The sequence below is a fragment of the Comamonas odontotermitis genome, from assembly GCF_014207855.1.
GTDB lineage: Bacteria > Pseudomonadota > Gammaproteobacteria > Burkholderiales > Burkholderiaceae_C > Comamonas > Comamonas odontotermitis_A.
Genome location: NZ_JACHKZ010000035.1, coordinates 11,762 through 30,858 on the forward strand (window position 1 = coordinate 11,762; position 19,097 = coordinate 30,858).

Genomic DNA, 19,097 nt, shown 5'->3' on the forward strand with positions numbered 1-19,097 from the left:
CATGAGCAGCCATAAAGTGAAGGCAGGCGCGAGCCTGTTCGAGCCAAGCCTGGTGCGCGATGCCCTGTTCGATGCGATGCGCAAGCTCTCGCCGCGCACGCAATGGGCCAATCCTGTGATGTTCGTGGTCTATCTGGGCGCCATCCTGACCACGCTGCTGTGGGTGCAGAACCTGCGTGAGCCGGCATCCGCCGCAGGTAGCGAAGGCGCTGGCTTTGCACTGGCGATTGCGCTGTGGCTATGGTTCACGGTGCTGTTCGCCAACTTTGCCGAGGCGCTGGCTGAGGGCCGCAGCCGCGCCCAGGCGGCCAGCTTGCGCAGCATGAAGCGCGATACCGTGGCCAAGGTGCTGCAGCAGCCGCATTTCGGCAGTGCATGGATTCCGGTGCGGGCGAGCGAGCTGCGCAAGGGCGTGGTGATTGTGGTGGAGGCCGGTGACACCATCGCCCTGGATGGCACGGTGATCGAAGGCGTCGCCTCGGTGGATGAAAGCGCGATTACTGGCGAATCGGCCCCTGTGATCCGCGAGGCAGGCGGCGACTTTTCCTCGGTCACGGGCGGCACGCGCGTGCTGTCGGACTGGCTGGTAGTGGAAATCACGGTCAATCCTGGTGAATCCTTCCTGGACCGCATGATCTCCATGGTTGAATCGGCCAAACGCCAGAAGACACCCAATGAGCTGGCGCTGACCATTCTGCTCGTGGGCCTGACCCTGGTATTTCTGATGGTGATCGTGACGCTGTGGCCGTTCTCGGCCTTTGCCGTGGCGCAGGCGGGTTCGGGCACGGTGGTCGGCATGGCCGTGCTGGTGGCGCTGCTGGTCTGCCTGATTCCCACCACCATTGGCGGGCTGCTGTCGGCCATTGGCGTTGCTGGCATGAGCCGCATGATGCAGGCCAATGTGATCGCCACTTCGGGCCGCGCCGTGGAGGCTGCGGGCGATGTGGATGTGCTGCTGCTGGACAAGACTGGCACGATCACCTTGGGAAACCGCCAGGCCAGTGAATTTTTGCCTGCGCCGGGCGTATCGGTGCAGCAATTGGCTGAAGCCGCGCAACTGGCATCGATAGCCGATGAAACCCCCGAAGGCCGCAGCGTCGTGGCCTTGGCCCGGGAGCGCCACGGCGTTGCCGAACGCAACGCTGCAGAGCTTGCGGCAGAATTTGTGCCCTTTACTGCGCAGACGCGCATGAGCGGTGTGGATCTGTCCACGCCAGAGGGCCTGCGCCAACTGCGCAAGGGTGCATTTGATGCGGTGCGCCAGCACGTGGAGGCGCTGGGCGGCAACCTGCCTGCCGGTGTGCAGCAGGCGGTGGACAATGTCTCGCGCAAGGGCAGCACGCCGCTGGTGGTCGCCGATGGAGCCCGTGTACTGGGCGTGATCGAGCTCAAGGACATCGTCAAGCCCGGCATGCGCGAGCGCTTTGCGGAGCTGCGCCGCATGGGCATCCAGACGGTGATGGTGACGGGCGACAACCCGCTCACGGCCGCCGCCATTGCCGCCGAGGCGGGCGTGGACGATTACCTGGCCGAGGCGCGCCCCGAGGACAAGCTGCGCCTGATCCGCTCGCACCAGGCCGCTGGCCGCCTGGTGGCCATGACGGGCGACGGCACCAACGATGCGCCGGCGCTGGCCCAGGCCGATGTGGCCGTGGCCATGAACAGCGGCACGCAGGCTGCCAAGGAGGCTGGCAACATGGTGGATCTGGACAGCAACCCCACCAAGCTCATCGAAGTGGTGGAAACCGGCAAGCAGATGCTGATGACGCGCGGCGCGCTCACCACCTTCAGCATTGCCAACGATGTGGCCAAGTATTTCGCCATCATTCCTGCAGCCTTCGTGGGCACTTACCCACAGCTGGCGTCGCTCAATGTGATGCAGCTGCACAGTGCCGACTCGGCCATCCTGAGCGCCGTGGTCTTCAACGCCCTGATCATCATCGCCCTGGTGCCGCTGGCCCTGCGCGGTGTGCGCTACCAGGCCGTGGGCGCGGCAGTGCTGCTGCGGCGGAACATGCTGATCTATGGGGTGGGCGGGCTGATCGTGCCGTTTGTGGGCATCAAGATCATCGACGTGTTGCTGACGGCGCTGGGGCTGGTATGAGCCAGGCCCTGAAAACACCGACAATGCCGAGACGATGGCGGTAAACATCAGCAATCCTTCGGTACCCGCAGCGCGTCCAGACCCGGATGCGCTGGTGGCGCAGTTGCATGCCGAGCAGTTGCAGGCTGCGCGCGGCAAGTTGCGCATTTACTTTGGCTCCAATGCCGGTGTGGGAAAAACCTATGCCATGCTGGCTGCAGCGCAGCGCGAGCGGCATGCGGGCCGCTCCATCCTGGTGGGCCTGGTGGAAACACATGGCAGGGCCGAGACCGAGCAACAGCTACACGGGCTGGAGCAACTGCCGCGCCGCCATCTGCCCTACCAGGGGCGGCAGTTGACCGAGTTCGATCTCGACGCTGCGCTGCAGCGCCACCCCGAGGTGCTGCTGCTCGACGAGCTGGCACACAGCAATGTGCCCGGGGCACGTCATCCCAAGCGTTGCCAGGATGTGGTGGAGCTGCTCGCCGCAGGCATTGATGTCTGGACCACGCTCAATGTGCAGCACCTGGAAAGCCTCAACGATGTGGTGGGCGGCATTGTGGGCATCCAGGTGCATGAGACCGTTCCCGACCAGATTTTCGACAACGCTGATGAAGTGATCGTTGTCGACATTCCGCCCGAAGAGCTGCTCAAGCGCCTCAAGGCCGGCAAGGTCTACCCGCTGGAGCAGGCCGAGCGCGCTTCGCACAACTTCTTTCGCCTGGGCAATCTGCTGGCCCTGCGCGAGCTGGCGTTGCGGCGCACGGCCGACCGCGTGGATGAGGACATGCGCGACTACCGACGCGAGCGCGCCATTGGCGAAGTCTGGCCTGCCCGCGAGCGGTTGCTTGTCGGTGTGGGCGGCCATGCGGGCGATGATGCGCTGGTGCGCCAGGTCGCGCGGTTGGCGCGGCGGCTGGAAGCCGACTGGATGGTGGTCTATGTGGACGCGCCCGAGCGCCAGCACAGGCCGCGCCGCGCGCAGGAAGGGGTGCTCAAAACATTGGCGCTGGCCGCGCGCCTGGGCGCTGATACGGCTACGATCCCCGGCGCCAACGTGGCCCAGGCGCTGGTGGCCTTTGCCCATGAGCGCAATGCCAGCCATCTGGTGCTGGCGCGGGTGCAGCGCCGCATATCGCGCTGGCTGCCATGGGCAGCGGCCAGCCTGCCCGAGCAGATTGCGCGGCTCGATCCAGGGCTGGATGTGCTGGTGCTGTCTCCGCCTGCGCCGAAGAACGGAAGCACCGTGCGCAAGCCCGTGCATGAGCGCAAGCCGATCGCCTGGGTGGGCTACGTCGGGGCTACCCTGGCCTGTGTGGCTGCCGCGGTGGGGGCTGAGCTGCTGCTGCAGGTGTTCGATCCGGCCAACGTGGTCATGCTCTTCCTGCTGGTGGTGGTGCTCTCGTCGCTGCGCTGGGGGCGCGGGCCGGGCGCATGGGCAGCGCTGCTGTCGGTGCTGCTGTTTGACTTTTATTTTGTGCCGCCGCGCAATTCCTTCAGCGTCAATGACACGCAGTACATCTTCACCTTCTGCCTGATGCTGGGCGTGGCCCTGGTCTGCGGCCAGCTCATGGCGCGGTTGCGCCATGAGGCGCGTGTGGCGGCAGAGCGGGAGCGGCGTGCCGGGGCGCTGGCGCGGTTGGCGCGCGACCTGTCGGGCGCGCTCACGCAGGCGCAGGTGGCGCAGATTGCGCTTACCACGGTGTCAGGCGTGTTCGACGCGCAGACAGGGCTGCAATTGCCCGATGCGCAGGAAAGCCTGCATGCCGTTGCGGGCAGTGAGGGCGCCATGGACGCCAGCATTGCGCGCTGGAGCATGGAACACGGCCAGCCTGCGGGGCAGGGCACGGACACATTGCCTGCATCGCCCGCGCTGTATGTGCCGCTGATGGCGCCGGTGCGCGCACGCGGGGTGCTGGTGCTGCGCCTGCGCAGGCCGCAGCGGCTTCAGGTGCCCGAAGAGCGCCGCCTGCTGGATGCCTGTGCGAGCCAGATTGCGCTGGCACTCGAACGCGTGCACTTCGTCGAGGTGGCGCAGGAGACCCAGGTGGCCATGGAAGGCGAGCGGCTGCGCAACACCTTGCTGTCTGCTGTGTCGCATGATCTGCGTACGCCGCTGACTGGCATCCTGGGCGCGGCCCAGGCGGCCCTGCCGCGGGTGTCACCGGGTCCGGCGGCAGACATGCTGGTGCAGATCCGCAACCAGGCGGAGGCCTTGCAGCAGTTGGTGGACAACCTGCTGGCCATGGCGCGCATGCAGCAGGGCGGAGTACATCTCAAGCGCGAATGGCTGCCAGTCGAAGAGTTGGTGGGCAGCGCCCTGCGGCAGATGCACGGCCGCCTGGCCGGGCATGTGGTGCGTACCCTCCTGCCAGCGGGCCTGCCGCTGTTGCATGTGGATGCGGTGCTGATGGAGCGCGTGTTGGTCAACCTGCTGGACAATGCTGCCAAATACACGCCGCCCGGTACAGCATTGACGCTGGCCTGCCATGTGCAGCAGGATGCACAGGGCCTCAGCCACTGCCTGCTCTCGGTGCAGGACGATGGGCCGGGCTTGCCTGCGCACCTGGATGCGGCCCTGCTGTTTGAGCCGTTCACGCGCGGCGTGGTCGAGTCCTCCGTCTCCGGCATGGGCTTGGGGCTCACGCTGGCGCAGCGCATCGTCGAAGCGCATGGCGGACGTCTGGAGGCCACTTCCGCCGACTCTGGGCAGGGTACGATCTTCGCCATCCACCTGCCCGTGCCCGAGCAACCGGCTTTGGACGATTGAAACGGCTTTCCCCATGACTGTTGCAGCCCACCGTGTTTTATTGATTGAAGATGACCTGGCGATACGCCGCTTTGTCCGCCTGGCCCTGGAGGACGAAGGCTGGCAGGTGTTCGAGGCGGAAACGGCCCGGCGCGGGCTGATCGAGGCCGCCAGCCGCCAGCCCGATGTGGTGGTGCTGGACCTGGGCCTGCCCGATGCCGATGGCAAGAGCGTGATTGCCGAACTGCGCAGCTGGAGCCCGCTGCCGGTGCTGGTGCTGTCGGCGCGAGACCGCGAAGAGGAAAAGGTGGCCGCCCTCGACGCCGGTGCCGACGACTACCTGACCAAGCCCTTTGGCGTGCCGGAGCTGCTCGCGCGGCTGCGTGTGCTGCTGCGCCGCCGCCAGCAGATGCCTGCCGATGCGGCGCCTTCCAGCCGCGCACGCTTTGGCGAGGTAACGGTCGATCTGGCTACGCACGAAGTCTGCCGGGGCGCGGAAGTCGTGCACCTCACGCCCATCGAGTTCCGGCTGCTGGCTGCGCTGATCGCAGGCCAGGGCCGTGTGCTGACGCACCGCCAACTGCTGCTGCAGGTGTGGGGGCCGGAATACCTGGACCGGCCCCACTACCTGCGCGTGCACATGGCCAATCTGCGCCAGAAGATTGAGGCAGACCCAGCCCAGCCCCGGCACCTGCAGACCGAGTTGCAGGTGGGCTACCGGCTGGGGGGGCTGGCAGCGGCTTAGCGCTGCATGACAGCCACGCATGCTCATCGATATTGGCAAGGTGGCACGCTGCTCGGGTCTCGCCACGGCTAACCTGCGTTGCTGCGAGGCCCAGGGCCCCGCTCCCTGCCATATGGATGGCTCGAAATTTCAGCAGATTCTGCGTGCGGCCTCCCGTCCGGTCCGTAAACCCGCATGAAACCTCCTGCGGTGCAGAAGATGCGGCGGCGTTTATAATGGCGCGCTATCCGAGGAGCGTTGCAGCGTCCCCATCAGGCGGGGCGTGAGGCTCGGATCCCCTATCGCAACGACGCTCACCCACGCTTTCTGTGCGGTGAGATGGTGTATCTCCTTCTGCCGTAGAACGTGGTTTTTCATTCATTTTTTGGAGAAAACCATGAACGCTGCTGTTCGTTTCAACCCTGCTGATTCCGCGATTGCCGATATTTCCCTGGCCGACTGGGGCCGCAAGGAAATCAGGATCGCCGAAACCGAAATGCCCGGCCTGATGGCCATCCGCGAAGAGTTCGCTGCAGCGCAGCCCCTCAAGGGCGCCCGCATCACCGGCTCGCTGCACATGACGATCCAGACCGCCGTGCTGATCGAGACACTCAAGGCGCTGGGTGCCGATGTGCGCTGGGCTTCGTGCAATATCTTCTCGACGCAGGACCACGCCGCCGCCGCCATTGCCGCGACTGGCACGCCCGTCTTTGCCATCAAGGGCGAATCGCTCAAGGACTACTGGGATTACACCCACGCGATCTTTGAATTTGGCGACAAGGGCGCCGAAGGCGAAGGCCCAAACATGATTTTGGACGACGGCGGTGATGCCACCATGCTGATGCACCTGGGCAAGAAGGCCGAGAAGGACCTGTCCGTGCTGGCCAACCCCACGAGCGAAGAGGAAAAAATCGTTTTTACCGCCATCAAGGCCAAGCTGGCTGTCGATGCTACCTGGTACAGCCGCAAGTCGGCCCAGATCATGGGCGTGACCGAGGAAACCACCACCGGCGTGCACCGCTTGAACGAAATGTCGGCCAAGGGCACTTTGTTGTTCCGCGCGATCAATGTGAACGATTCGGTGACCAAGTCCAAGTTCGACAACCTGTACGGCTGCCGCGAGTCGCTGGTGGACGGCATCAAGCGCGCCACCGATGTGATGATCGCCGGCAAGGTGGCCTGCGTGGCTGGTTATGGCGATGTGGGCAAGGGTTCGGCCCAGGCACTGCGCGCGCTGTCGGCCCAGGTGTGGGTGACCGAGATCGATCCGATCAACGCCCTGCAAGCCGCCATGGAAGGCTACAAGGTCGTGACCATGGAATACGCTGCCGACAAGGCAGACATCTTTGTGACCACCACCGGCAACAAGGACATCATCCGCCATGAGCACATGGCTGCGATGAAGGACCAGGCCATCGTCTGCAACATCGGCCACTTCGACAACGAAATCGACGTGGCGTCGATCGAGAAGTACCAGTGGGAAGAAGTCAAGCCACAGGTCGACCAGATTACCTTCCCCGACGGCAAGAAGATCACCCTGCTGGCCAAGGGCCGCCTCGTGAACCTGGGTTGCGCCACGGGCCACCCCAGCTTCGTGATGTCGTCTTCGTTCGCCAACCAGACCATCGCCCAGATCGAGCTGTTCACCAAGCCAGAAGCCTACGAAGTAGGCAAAGTCTATGTGCTGCCCAAGATTCTGGACGAAAAGGTGGCACGCCTGCACCTCAAGAAGGTGGGCGCGATGCTGACCGAGCTGACCGACGAACAAGCGGCCTATATCGGCGTGAAGAAGGAAGGCCCTTACAAGCCTGAAACATACCGCTATTGAGCTTCAGACTGCATTGCACCGTTCTTTCATAGAGAAAGACGGTGCAAAAATCATGGCTATTGGCGATTGTTTAGAGCTGATTTCAGATGTGAATCCATCTGTATTAGCTGCTAGTGAACGCCAACTGCTATCAAAATGAGAGAGGATTGCGCATGCGCGCTGATGTGTTTTTGGTGGATGCGGGCCTCGCATCAACGCGCTCGCAGGCGCAGCGGTTGATTGCGTCTGGCGTGCAGTGGCGCACCACGGTGCTGGCGCCATGGATCAAGGTTGCCAAGAATGGCGACGAGATTCCCGCGGGTGCCGAAGTGCAGTTGCTGGATGCCTCGGAAGCCAAGTACATCTCGCGCGGCGGCCTCAAGCTCGAAGGCGCGCTGGCGGCAACCGGCATTGCGGTAAAAGGCCTGCGCTGCCTCGATGTGGGCCAGAGCACAGGAGGCTTTACCGACTGTCTGCTGCAGGCGGGCGCTGCCCAGGTCATCGGTGTCGATGTGGGGCAGGGCCAGTTGCATGAGCGGCTGCGCAGCGATGCGCGCGTGGTCTGCGTTGAAGGCTTCAACGCGCGTTCGCTGACTCCGGAATCACTGCAGGCGGCGTGTGATGAAGCCCTTTGCGAAATCGTTGAAGAGCAAGAGGACAACGACACCCAGCCCGTGGCGCCCTATGCATGGATGCGCAATGGCGGCCAGGTGAGCGACGATTACGACGACAGCGATGACGCCAAGGAGCAGGAGATCGAGGATTTCAAGGCCGAGCGTAGCGCCAAGGCGCGAGCGCGGGTGGATGGAACGGCGCCTGTGGAGCGTCGCCGCAGGCCCGGCACTGAAAATGTGGACATCACACCCGCTTTCGATATGGTGACGGGCGATGTGTCGTTCATCTCGCTCACCTTGGTGCTTCCCGCTGTGGCGCGCGTGCTCAAACCCCATGGTCAGTTGCTGATGCTGGTCAAGCCTCAGTTTGAACTGCAGCCCGGACAGATTGGCAAGGGCGGCATTGTGCGCGATAAAGCCTTGTACGCTGAGGTGGAGCAGCGCATCCGTGATTGCCTCACGGACCAGGGCCTCACCGTCAAACAATGGCTCGATTCGCCCATTGAAGGCGGCGATGGCAACCACGAGTTTTTTGTACATGCCCAGCAGGGCGCGGACATCAAGGCGCCTGCAGTAGCCGGTACCAGCACCGATGCGGCAGAGTCCGATGAACCCAGGCCCGCGGTGAAGAAGGCCGCCAAACGCCCCTCACGTGCCGACATGCGTGCCAAGCGTGAAAAGCAGGAGCTGTACGAGGACCCCGAGGTGGCCAGTTTTGGCCAGCCCGGCCCCGCGCGTGCCAAGCAGAAAAAGCGCAACGAGCGCTGATCCATCACACCGACAAGACAAAGAGCAGGACGGTCATGACATTTCCCATCAGCTTTGAATTTTTCCCGCCCAAGACGCCCGAGGGTGCGCAGAAGCTGCGCGGCGTACGCCAGGATCTGTATACGCGAAAACCACAGTTCTGCTCCGTCACCTACGGTGCAGGCGGCTCCACGCAGGAGGGCACCTTTGGCGTGGTCAAGGCAATTTTGGGAGAAGGCGTGGATGCTGCGTCGCACTTCTCATGCGTGGGTGCAACCAAGGCCAGCGTGCGCGCGCAGCTGCAGCAGCTCAAGGACATGGGCGTCAAGCGTCTGGTGGCTTTGCGCGGCGATCTGCCCAGCGGCTATGGTTTGGGCGGAGAGTTCCACTATGCCAGCGATCTGGTGGCATTTATCAGACAGGAATTCGGCAATGACTTCCACATCGAAGTGGCGGCCTACCCGGAAATGCATCCGCAGTCGCGCAGCCCGGAGGCCGACCTGCAGGCCTTCATCACCAAGGTGAAAGCGGGTGCCGACTCGGCCATCACGCAGTACTTTTTCAATGCCGATGCGTTTTGCAGATTTCAAGATGATTTACAAAAACGCGGTGTCGACGTTCCGGTCATCCCAGGTATTATGCCGATCACCGGATCAACGCAGCTGATGCGTTTTTCCGATGCCTGTGGCGCAGAAATCCCCCGCTGGATCCGTCTGCGCCTGCAAGGCTTTGGCGATGATGTTGCCAGCATCCGCTCCTTTGGGCTGGATGTGGTGACGCAGATGTGCGAAGAGCTGCGCCGCAGAGGAGCGGTCGGCCTGCACTTTTACACGATGAACCAAAGCGCCGCCACACTGGCGATCTGCGACCGCCTGGGGCTGTAAGCGCCACTGCCTTGGCTCGCAGCGCAGTGGCTATCAGCGCTGCATGCATGCCCAGGGAGTTGCTGTTGCCACCATTGTTACCATCCATTTCGCCCAGCTGCCGCCGCCTGTTGGTTGCCATGGGCGCGGCGCTTCTGGCCAATGGTTGCGTACACGCGCCCGTGGATGGGGATGGCAACAACGCACAGGCGGCTGCAGACACCGCGCTTGCCGCGCCCAGCCCACAGGCACATCCAGGCGCTGGTGCAACAATGCCGCCGCCGCTTGCCGAGTTATCCGCGCCGCCTGCACTGCCGGCTGCCGCAGAGTCAGCGGCAATCTCCGCGCCTGCCACGGATGCTGCTGCAGCTTCTCCTGCACCCGACAGCGCAGGGGATCGCACTGCCGGTCTTTTTGACGAACGCCGTGGCCTGGGCCTGGCGCTGCCGCCATCGGGGCAGCTTGGCAGCGGAGACAGCCGTTCACGGCGCTGGGACGTTCCTGATATTCCCGATACCCTCCGGCAGGATCCCTATCGCGCGAGCGATCAGCAGGGCATGGCTTCCTGGTACGGCGGCCAGTTTCACGGACGCAAAACGGCCAACGGCGAGCGCTTCAACAAGGAAGGCTTCACCGCCGCCCACAAGACTCTGCCTTTTGGTACCCAGATCTGCGTGCGCAGCATGGTGACAGGCAAAACGGTGGTGGTGCGCATCAACGACCGCGGCCCCTACTCAGGTGATCGCATCATCGACCTCAGCCAGGGTGCTGCGCAGGAGTTGGGCATGCTGGGCCTGGGGATCAAGCCGGTCGAGCTGTGGACGCTGGACGACGATGCAGACCGGTGCCCCTCGTTTGTGACGGCCGCAGGCCGCAGTGGAGGGCGCCTGGCTGCACCTGCAGGCCGAGGCAGCAAATCCACCGTGGCGCGAGACAAAAATACCGGTCGCGTGAAGGCAACGGTACCCGCCAGAGCCAGCAAACCCGCGCCCAAGGCGGCACAGAAGCGCCGTTAAAAACAATAGCAACCATTGCATGCCTGCCATGCAATGGCGCCATATTCAATCCAATATCAGTCGCCGCCGCTTTCGAGCGTGTATCCGGCGTTGCTGTCTTGCTGCAGCAGCTCTGCCATCTGGGGCAGGGCTTGTTTCAACTGGTCTTGCAGCACATACGGCGGGTTGATGACGAACATGCCGCTGGCGGGCAGGCCGGGGCGTTTTTCATCGCCCTGGCGCATGGCGGCAGTGATCTTGCTGGATTTGACCGTCAACTCTGCATTCAGCCAGCTCTTGCCTGCCTTGTTGGCCAAGGTCTTGAGGCGGCGCGGCAGGTCGTGCGCTTCCTGGCGCGGGATGATCGGGTACCAGACGGCGTAGGTTCCTGTGGGAAAGCGCTGCAGGCTGTCCGTCACCATGTCCAGCACACGGCCGTAGTCGCTCTTCAATTCATAGCTGGGGTCGCACAGCACCAGTGCGCGGCGCGATGGCGGAGGCAGAAATTTTTTGACGCCGTCAAAACTATCTTCCATCAGTACCTGCACCTGCCGGCCGGCTCGGAGCTGGGCGATATTGCCCGAGAGCGATCGGAAATCGGTAGGGTGCAGCTCAAACAGCTTGAGCTTGTCGTGCTCGCGCAGCAGGCGCTGCGTGATGAAGGGCGAGCCCGGGTAGACCTTGACCGTGGTGCCATGGTTGAAGGCAGCCACCATGTCCACATAGTCCTGGAGCAGCGGGCACAGGTTTTCCGCACCTTCCAGGCGGAAGATGCCCTCATTCGCCTCAGCACTGGTGGTGGCGTAATCGCCATCCAGCCGGTACAGCCCGGCACCGGCATGGGTGTCCAGCACCGCCAGCGCAGCGTCCTTTTGCGTGAGGTATTGCAAGATGGCAATCAAGGTCGTGTGCTTGAGCACATCGGCATGGTTGCCGGCATGGAAGGCGTGGCGGTAACTGAACATAGGGCGCCAATGGTAGCGATCTTGGGGGCTGCAACCGGTCCAAAGGGGCATGTTGACACCTTTGAACAGGTTCTTTAACCCCTGGCCTGCAACGTGAATGGGTACTTTACGGCAGCCGCCGAAGCTTTTATAATGGAGGGCTTCGCAGCGATTTATGGGTCCCGCGGCGAAGCATGGCCGTCTTGTGCAGACATCTGCGCGAGCCAGCCATATCCCCGCCTAAGAGGCTTCCTGTACCGGCAATCCATAGGGCTGCCGGTATCAAGAAGAAGCACCGACCGCGGAAAAGGGCCTGCCAAACCCTCTATTGAAAGAGAAATCTCATGTCTACATTCAGCGCAAAACCCGCTGAGGTGCAACACGAGTGGTTTGTGATTGACGCCACCGATAAGGTGCTCGGACGTGTCGCCAGCGAAGTGGCACTCCGTCTGCGCGGCAAGCACAAGGCCATTTACACACCTCACGTTGACACCGGTGACTACATTGTCATCATCAACGCCTCCAAGCTCAAGGTCACTGGTACCAAGAACATGGACAAGGTGTACTACCGTCACTCGGGTTTCCCTGGCGGCATCACGGCAACCAATTTCCGTGACCTGCAAGCCAAGTTCCCCGGCCGCGCTCTGGAGAAGGCTGTCAAGGGCATGCTGCCCAAGGGTCCTCTGGGCTACGCCATGATCAAGAAGCTGAAGGTCTACGGTGGTGCTGAGCATCCTCACACCGCTCAACAGCCTAAAGTGCTGGATATCTAAGGAGTCTTGAGATGATTGGTGATTGGAACAATGGCACCGGCCGTCGCAAGTCTAGCGTCGCCCGTGTGTTTCTGAAGAAGGGCTCCGGCAAGATCACTGTGAATGGCAAAGACATTCAGCAGTACTTCGGCCGTGAAACCTCCATCATGATCGCAAAGCAGCCTCTGGTGCTGACCGGCAATGTCGAAGCTTTCGACATTCAGGTCAATGTGCACGGCGGCGGTGAATCCGGCCAGGCCGGTGCTACCCGCCACGGCATCACCCGCGCTCTGATCGACTACGATGCAGCACTGAAGCCACAGCTGAGCCAAGCCGGCTATGTGACCCGTGATGCACGTGAAGTTGAGCGTAAGAAGGTCGGTCTGCGTTCTGCACGCCGCGCAAAGCAGTTCTCCAAGCGTTAATTGCTGGCTACTTGCCTCCAAAAACCGTCCCTCGGGGCGGTTTTTTTATGTCCGCACCATCGCTGCAGCCTGCATTTCAGGCACCCGGCCCATACAGGCGGTCTGCGTGGCCCAATTCCCACACTGCGATTGGCGTCACCGCTGGCGCTGCAGCGCCGCAATCCCGATTGCGGTACCATCCTTTTCAACTATTCGATATTGACTGGAGTCGTCTCCCATGAGCGAAGTTGCTGAAACCTCTGTGGCAGAAATGCCCGCCCCCATCGTCTTCACCGACAGTGCAGCGGCCAAGGTGGCTGACCTGATTGCCGAAGAAGGCAACCCCGATCTGAAGCTGCGCGTGTTCGTGCAAGGCGGCGGCTGCTCGGGATTCCAGTATGGCTTTACCTTTGATGAAATCGCCAATGACGACGACACCACCATGACCAAGAATGGTGTGTCGTTGCTGATCGACGCGATGAGCTACCAGTACCTGCTGGGTGCCGAGATCGACTACAAGGAAGACCTGCAGGGCGCGCAGTTCGTGATCAAGAACCCGAACGCCACCACCACCTGCGGCTGCGGCTCAAGCTTCTCGGTATAAGCCACACGCTGCCCATGCAGGAAGGCGCCGCACCACACACAGCCTTCCCTTCATCATCGACCAAGCCGCTGCCCGCCAGCGGCTTTTGTTTTGCCTATGCCTGCTGAAATCACCCGTGCACCTCTGGCGCCGCACAAGGAGCGCCTGCTGTGGCTGGTGGCGATTGCCTTTTTCCTGCAATCGCTGGATGCCACGATTCTGAACACGGCGCTGCCCGCGATGGCCCGCTCGCTCGGGCAAAGCCCCCTGAAGATGCAATCGGTCATCGTGGCTTACTCGCTCACCACGGCCATGCTGATTCCGGCCTCCGGCTGGGTGGCCGACCGGTTTGGCACCAAGCGGGTGTTCATGTGGGCCATTGGCCTGTTTGTATTGGGATCGGTGCTGTGCGCACTCTCTCCGAGCCTGGGCTTTCTGATTGCCGCGCGTGTGGTGCAGGGTGTGGGCGGCGCCATGATGCTGCCGGTGGGGCGGCTTGCGGTGCTGCGCAGCCACCCCAAGGGGGATTTCATCCGCGCAATGAGTTTCATTGCCATACCGGGGCAAGTGGGCCCGCTGCTGGGCCCGACGTTGGGCGGCTGGCTGGTGGAGGTGGCAACCTGGAACTGGATTTTCTGGATCAATGTGCCAGTCGGCTTGTTCGGCATCTGGGCGACCAGGCGCTGGATGCCCGAGAGCGCCCCCGTTTTGCAACGCCAGTTTGATGGCGTGGGTTACGCGCTGCTGTCGTTCGGCATGGTGGCGATTTCGGTGGCGCTGGACGGCATGTCCGGCATGGGGCTGGGCATGGCGCTGGTGGTGGTGCTGATGGTGTTCGGCCTCGCAAGCCTTGCCAGCTACTGGATGCACGCGCTGCGCGTGCCCGAGCCGTTGTTCGCGCCGGTGCTGTTCCGTGTGCGCTCGCTGCGGGTGGGGTTGTTGGGCAATCTGTTTGCCCGCTTCGGCACGGGGGCTGCGCCGTTTCTGATTCCACTGCTGCTGCAGATAGGCCTGGGTCTTGCGCCGATGAACGCGGGTCTGATGATGCTGGCCACGGTGCTGGGCAGCATGCTGGTCAAGCGCATTGCGGTGCAGACCGTGCAGCGTTTTGGCTACCGGCGCGTGCTGCAGGTCAACTCCATCATGGTGGCCTTGATGCTGGCGACCTTTGGCTGGACGGTGCCTGGCCAGCCTACCTGGTTGTTGTTGCTGCAACTTTTTGTCTTTGGCGGCTTCAACTCCATGCAGTTCTCGGCAATGAACTCGGTCACGCTCAAAGATCTGGATGGCGAATTTGCCAGTAGCGGCAACAGTCTGCTGTCGATGGTGCAGATGCTGGCCATGGGCATCGGCGTGGCGCTGGCAGGGGCCTTGCTGTCGGGCTACGCGGAGATGTGGCAGGCCGATCCGGCCAAGTCATTGCGGGCCATCCACGCCACCTTCATGACTGTGGCGCTGATGACCTTGGCGGCCACCCTGGTGTTCAGCCAGCTGGACAAGGATGAGCCGGTCAAGCCTGCGCCCGATGGCGGCGATGCCTGATGACTCTGGCCCATGGTGTGAGCCCAGTGATTTCTAGTAGAAATGGCAATCAGCGATTGATGAATAAGCGCTGATTGCTATAAAAAAGAAGCTATCGAGCTCAGGCTGGATAGATGGCCCCCAGCACACGCGGCCCGCGTGCACCGGTGACCGCAGGCAGGTTGCCCGGCAGGCGGTGCCAGCACTGGTGGGCCAGCCAGGCAAAGGCGGCGGCTTCCACCTGCAGCGGCGGCAGGCCGTGGGCTACCGTACTGTCCACCTGCATGCCGGGTAGCAGGCTGGCAAGGCGTTGCATCAGGTGCTGGTTGAGCGCGCCGCCACCACACACCGCCAGTTGCTGGCCGGGGGCCGCGCCATGGCGCTGCATGTCTTGCGCAATAGCCTGAGCGGTGAACTCGGCAAGGGTGGCTTGCACATTGGCGGGAGCAGTCCCTGCTGCATGCGTGGCCAGCAGCGGCGCCAGCCACGCAGGATTGAACAGGTCGCGCCCGGTGCTCTTGGGCGGTTGCTGGGCCAGAAAGGGCTCGGCCAACAGGGCGGTCAGCAGGGCCGGTATCACCTGTCCGGAAGCGGCCCAGCGCCCGCCGTCATCGTAGGGTTTGCCGGTGTGCTGCTGGCTCCAGTGGTCCATGAGCGCATTGCCGGGGCCGCAATCCCAGCCGCGGACATCGCTTTGCGTGCGCAGATCGAGGCGGCTCACATTCGAGATGCCGCCGACATTGAGCACCCAGCGCAGCGCGCCCGGCGCGCCAAAAACGCCCTGGTGGAAGGCGGGCACCAGCGGCGCTCCCTGGCCGCCCGCAGCCACGTCGCGGCTGCGGAAATCGGCTACTACGGGGATGCCAGTCAGCTCGGCCAGCAGCGCCGGGCTGTTGATCTGCAAGGTGTAGCCGGTGCCATCCCACAGGCCTGGCTGGTGGCGCACCGTCTGGCCATGGGCGCCGATGGCGGCAATATCCGAAGCCTGCAAGCCGCCGCCCTGCAGCAGGGCGTGCACCACATCGGCATAGCAGCGTGCCAGGGCGTTGGCGGCCAGAGCGGCGCGGTGCAGCTCGTTCTCGCCTGCGCTGTTGAGCGCCAGTAATTCGGCGCGTAATGCGACGGAAAACGGAGCGCTGGCGAACTGCAGCACCTGCAGCTGCCCCTGCTCGAACTGGGCCAGCACGCCGTCTGCGCCGTCGAGTGAGGTGCCGGACATCAGGCCGATGAAACGTTCAGTCATGACTGCAGTATTCCCTACCAAAACCAAAGGCCCCAACGATAGCGCATCGCTGGGGCCTTTGGGCGTCTTTGCAGAGTCGCGCGTTACACGCGGCGGATTATTCGCTGGCGAGCGACTCCATCTGCGTATTGAGGGCGAGGCGCATGCTCCTGGAGAGCGCATCGAATGCAGGACGTGACTGCTTGTTGATCGGCTGGTTGGTTTCGCTGTTGGCCACCATGGCCAGCGGATCGACCTGGTCGCCTGCCACGCGGAACTCGAAATGCAGGTGCGGGCCGGTGGCCCAGCCGGTTTGGCCCACGGCGCCGATTTCTTCGCCCTGGGTCACTTTTTCGCCTTGCTTGACCTCAATGCGGCTGAGGTGGGCGTACACGGTTTCGTGCTTGTTGCCGTGGTCGATATAGATCACATTGCCATAGCCGTTCTGCACGCCGGCAAAGGTGACCACGCCGTCGCCCACGGTGCGCACGGGCGTGCCCTGCGGGGCGGCCAGGTCAGTGCCCTTGTGGGCGCTCCAGGTCTTGTGGATGGGGTGCAGGCGCATGGCAAATGCGCTGGAGACGCGGGTGAATTTGACCGGCGAGCCGATGTAGGTGCGCTGGTTGCTGTCACCTGCAAAGTTGTAGTAATCGCCCTTGGCCTTGGGCGAGGGCTGGAACCACAGCGCCTCGTGCGTCTTGCCGTTGTTGCGGAACTCGGCGCTCAACAGGCGCCCCGAGCGCAGGATTTCACCATCGGCTTCCAGGGTTTCGTAGACCAGCGAGAAGCGGTCGCCCGGGCGCAGCGCGCGGCGGAAATCGATCTTGTCGCCAAACACATCGGCCATCTGGTTGGCCACGTTGTCGGGAATGTTGGCTGCATCGGTGGATGCATACAGCGAGCTGCGGATGACGCCACCGGCCAGACGTGTTCCCCGGGTGAGCGGCACGAATTCGGTGATGGTGTCGAACTGCCGGCCGTTCTTGCGGATGGTGAAGCGCTGGAAGACCTCGCTGCTCTCTCCGGCCCAGCGCACGGTCAGTGCGGTCAGCTCGTGGGTGTTGGTGGTTTCTGCGGTGACCTGGCGGCCTGCCTTGCCGATGATGGCGGCGCGGGCCTTGGCATTGCTGCGGATGAAGGCGGCAGCGGCCGGATCGGCAACGCCCAGGCGGCGCAGCAGCGATTCGGGGGTATCGTTGCCGCGTACTTCATCGGTACGGTACAAAGAAAAACCTGGCCCATCGACCAGGTCTGCAATGGAAAACTCCGAAGCCAGCGAAGGAACGCTGTATTCCACCGTGTGCACCGGCATGTCTGCCGGGTTGGGGCCCAGCTGGGCCACGGCGAAGGCGCCGCCGCCGGCGGTCATCAGCAGAACGGCCAGGGCGGCCGCAATGCGCTTGGGGTGTTGTTGGGCGGTATTGACGAGCTGGCGCGCGATGGCGTGGCCTGCCGTGATGAATCCGTTGTTCAATGTTCAATCCCGATAAACGGTATGCAGTTTTGCCAGGCCGCATGCGCTTTGCGACAGCGGGACACAAAAGTCGACCGCGCTGATCTGCACGGCCTGTGACAAAAGGGCACAAAAAAAGGATGGATGCAGTGTTAACAACTATGGCTTTCTGCCACTACAGGCGACGTCTGACAGACGCGACTAGAATAAAACGCTGCAAAACAAGGGGCTGAGTATAACGCCCCTTGCTTTTTGGGCAACCTGAGAAACCCCATATGAATCAATCGACTGTTACAACTTATCCCGTGACCGACCGCGTGCAGGAGGCATTGCAGGTCAGCTTGCGTGGGGTGGACGAGCTGCTGCCTCAAGAAGACTGGATCAAGAAGCTGGCCAAATCGGAGGCCACCGGTGTGCCCCTGCGCATCAAGCTCGGCCTGGATCCCACCGCGCCCGATATCCATATCGGCCACACCGTGGTGCTCAACAAGATGCGCCAGTTGCAGAACCTGGGCCACACCGTGATCTTCCTGATCGGTGACTTCACCACCCTGATCGGTGACCCATCGGGCCGCAACAGCACGCGCCCGCCGCTGACGGCCGAGCAGATCAAGGTGAATGCCGAAACCTACCGCGAGCAGGCCTACAAGGTGCTGGACCCGAGCAAGACCGAGCTGCGCTACAACAGCGAATGGAGCGACAAGCTGGGGGCGCGGGGCATGATCGAGCTGTCGGCCAAGTACACCGTGGCCCGCATGATGGAGCGTAACGACTTTCACCAACGCTTTACAGAGGGCAGCTCCATCAGCCTGCACGAGTTTCTCTACCCGCTGCTGCAGGGGTATGACTCGGTCGCGCTCAAGAGCGACCTGGAACTGGGTGGCACCGACCAGAAGTTCAACCTGCTGATGGGCCGCCACCTGCAGATGGAATACCAGCAGGAGCCGCAATGCGTGCTGACCATGCCGCTGCTCGTGGGGCTCGATGGCGTGCACAAGATGTCCAAGTCCAAGAACAACTACATCGGCATCACCGAAGACGCCAACACCATGTTCGCCAAGGTGCTGTCGATCTCGGACGACCTGATGTGGGATTGGTTCACGCTGCTGTCCTTCATGAGCCTGCCTGAAATCGCTGCGCTCAAGCTGGAGATCGAAGGCGGCCGCAACCCCAAGGACGCCAAGGTCATGCTCGCCAAGGAAATCACTGCGCGCTTCCACAGCGGCGCGGCCGCCGAAGCGGCGGAGCAGGATTTCATCAACCGCAGCAAGGGCGGCATTCCCGACGAGATTCCGGAAGTCACCCTGACCGGTGCGCCGCTCGGCATTGGCGCCCTGCTCAAGCAGGCGGGCCTTGCACCATCGAGCAGCGAAGCCAATCGCCTGATCGATGGCGGCGGCGTTCGCGTTGATGGCTCTGTCGTCAGCGACAAGGCGCTCAAGCTGGATGCGGGCACTTTTGTGGTGCAGGTTGGTAAGCGCAAGTTTGCGCGGGTAACGCTGGCGTAAAGCTGGGCCCGCCGGGCTGGCCTTGCCGGGCTGGCTGTTCTATAAAAGAGCCGCTCCCCACCGGGAGCGGCTCTTTTTCTATCCGAACTCCTATTTTCATAGCTGCTGGCGCGCTCCAGCATATTACA

General features: G+C 62.9%; 15 protein-coding genes and 1 riboswitch. Of the genes, 12 read left to right on the forward strand and 3 right to left on the reverse strand.

The genetic code is table 11. The features are described from left to right. The first annotated feature begins 1 nt into the window (after nucleotide 1). From kdpB to HNP33_RS18640, 7 genes are all read left to right on the forward strand, one after another. Nucleotides 2-2,104, forward strand: a complete 2,103-nt coding sequence (gene kdpB, locus HNP33_RS18610; protein WP_184711259.1) for a potassium-transporting ATPase subunit KdpB — start codon at nucleotides 2-4, stop codon at nucleotides 2,102-2,104. Between the two features lie 34 nt (nucleotides 2,105-2,138). Further along, nucleotides 2,139-4,853: a sensor histidine kinase gene (locus HNP33_RS18615; RefSeq protein ID WP_184711257.1), complete on the forward strand. Its 2,715-nt coding sequence runs from the start codon at nucleotides 2,139-2,141 to the stop codon at nucleotides 4,851-4,853. A 13-nt stretch (nucleotides 4,854-4,866) separates the two neighbouring features. Further along, nucleotides 4,867-5,577: a response regulator gene (locus HNP33_RS18620; RefSeq protein ID WP_184711255.1), complete on the forward strand. Its 711-nt coding sequence runs from the start codon at nucleotides 4,867-4,869 to the stop codon at nucleotides 5,575-5,577. Between the two features lie 223 nt (nucleotides 5,578-5,800). Further along, a riboswitch (S-adenosyl-L-homocysteine riboswitch) is annotated at nucleotides 5,801-5,879 on the forward strand. Between the two features lie 74 nt (nucleotides 5,880-5,953). After that, nucleotides 5,954-7,384 carry an adenosylhomocysteinase gene (gene ahcY, locus HNP33_RS18625; protein WP_184711253.1) on the forward strand — a complete coding sequence of 477 codons (1,431 nt, stop codon included), beginning with the start codon at nucleotides 5,954-5,956 and terminating at the stop codon, nucleotides 7,382-7,384. Between the two features lie 152 nt (nucleotides 7,385-7,536). Further along, nucleotides 7,537-8,745 carry a TlyA family RNA methyltransferase gene (locus HNP33_RS18630; RefSeq protein ID WP_184711251.1) on the forward strand — a complete coding sequence of 403 codons (1,209 nt, stop codon included), beginning with the start codon at nucleotides 7,537-7,539 and terminating at the stop codon, nucleotides 8,743-8,745. A gap of 35 nt (nucleotides 8,746-8,780) precedes the next feature. Then, entirely contained in the window at nucleotides 8,781-9,608 is an 828-nt protein-coding gene (gene metF, locus HNP33_RS18635; RefSeq protein WP_184711249.1) for a methylenetetrahydrofolate reductase [NAD(P)H], read from the forward strand. A gap of 65 nt (nucleotides 9,609-9,673) precedes the next feature. Further along, nucleotides 9,674-10,603: a septal ring lytic transglycosylase RlpA family protein gene (locus HNP33_RS18640; RefSeq protein WP_233464601.1), complete on the forward strand. Its 930-nt coding sequence runs from the start codon at nucleotides 9,674-9,676 to the stop codon at nucleotides 10,601-10,603. 56 nt (nucleotides 10,604-10,659) lie between these two features. Here HNP33_RS18640 and HNP33_RS18645 read toward each other — a convergent pair whose 3' ends face one another. Further along, entirely contained in the window at nucleotides 10,660-11,547 is an 888-nt protein-coding gene (locus HNP33_RS18645) for a 23S rRNA (adenine(2030)-N(6))-methyltransferase RlmJ (RefSeq protein WP_184711248.1), read from the reverse strand. A 323-nt stretch (nucleotides 11,548-11,870) separates the two neighbouring features. On the opposite strand from HNP33_RS18645, the gene rplM reads away from it, so the two are divergent. The 4 genes from rplM (at nucleotide 11,871) to mdtD (ending at nucleotide 14,807) form a co-directional block, all read left to right on the forward strand. Beyond that, entirely contained in the window at nucleotides 11,871-12,299 is a 429-nt protein-coding gene (gene rplM / locus HNP33_RS18650; RefSeq protein WP_184711246.1) for a 50S ribosomal protein L13, read from the forward strand. Nucleotides 12,300-12,310: 11 nt separating this feature from the next. Further along, entirely contained in the window at nucleotides 12,311-12,703 is a 393-nt protein-coding gene (gene rpsI / locus HNP33_RS18655) for a 30S ribosomal protein S9 (RefSeq protein ID WP_184711245.1), read from the forward strand. 217 nt (nucleotides 12,704-12,920) lie between these two features. Next, nucleotides 12,921-13,286, forward strand: coding sequence for an iron-sulfur cluster insertion protein ErpA (gene erpA, locus HNP33_RS18660; RefSeq protein ID WP_184711243.1), 366 nt, complete (start codon nucleotides 12,921-12,923; stop codon nucleotides 13,284-13,286). Between the two features lie 96 nt (nucleotides 13,287-13,382). Continuing rightward, nucleotides 13,383-14,807 (forward strand): multidrug transporter subunit MdtD, encoded by a 1,425-nt coding sequence (mdtD, locus tag HNP33_RS18665; protein WP_184711241.1) that lies wholly within the window; start codon nucleotides 13,383-13,385, stop codon nucleotides 14,805-14,807. A 100-nt stretch (nucleotides 14,808-14,907) separates the two neighbouring features. Here mdtD and HNP33_RS18670 read toward each other — a convergent pair whose 3' ends face one another. Beyond that, the gene (locus HNP33_RS18670) at nucleotides 14,908-16,029 is read right to left on the reverse strand and encodes an anhydro-N-acetylmuramic acid kinase (protein WP_184711239.1); all 1,122 of its coding nucleotides are present in this window, start codon (nucleotides 16,027-16,029) and stop codon (nucleotides 14,908-14,910) included. 97 nt (nucleotides 16,030-16,126) lie between these two features. Beyond that, on the reverse strand, nucleotides 16,127-17,482 hold the full coding sequence (locus HNP33_RS18675; RefSeq protein ID WP_184711237.1) for a M23 family metallopeptidase: 1,356 nt from the start codon (nucleotides 17,480-17,482) through the stop codon (nucleotides 16,127-16,129). A gap of 254 nt (nucleotides 17,483-17,736) precedes the next feature. Between HNP33_RS18675 and tyrS the strand changes: the two genes are divergently transcribed. Beyond that, nucleotides 17,737-18,969: a tyrosine--tRNA ligase gene (gene tyrS / locus HNP33_RS18680; RefSeq protein ID WP_184711235.1), complete on the forward strand. Its 1,233-nt coding sequence runs from the start codon at nucleotides 17,737-17,739 to the stop codon at nucleotides 18,967-18,969. The last annotated feature ends 128 nt before the right edge of the window (nucleotides 18,970-19,097 follow it).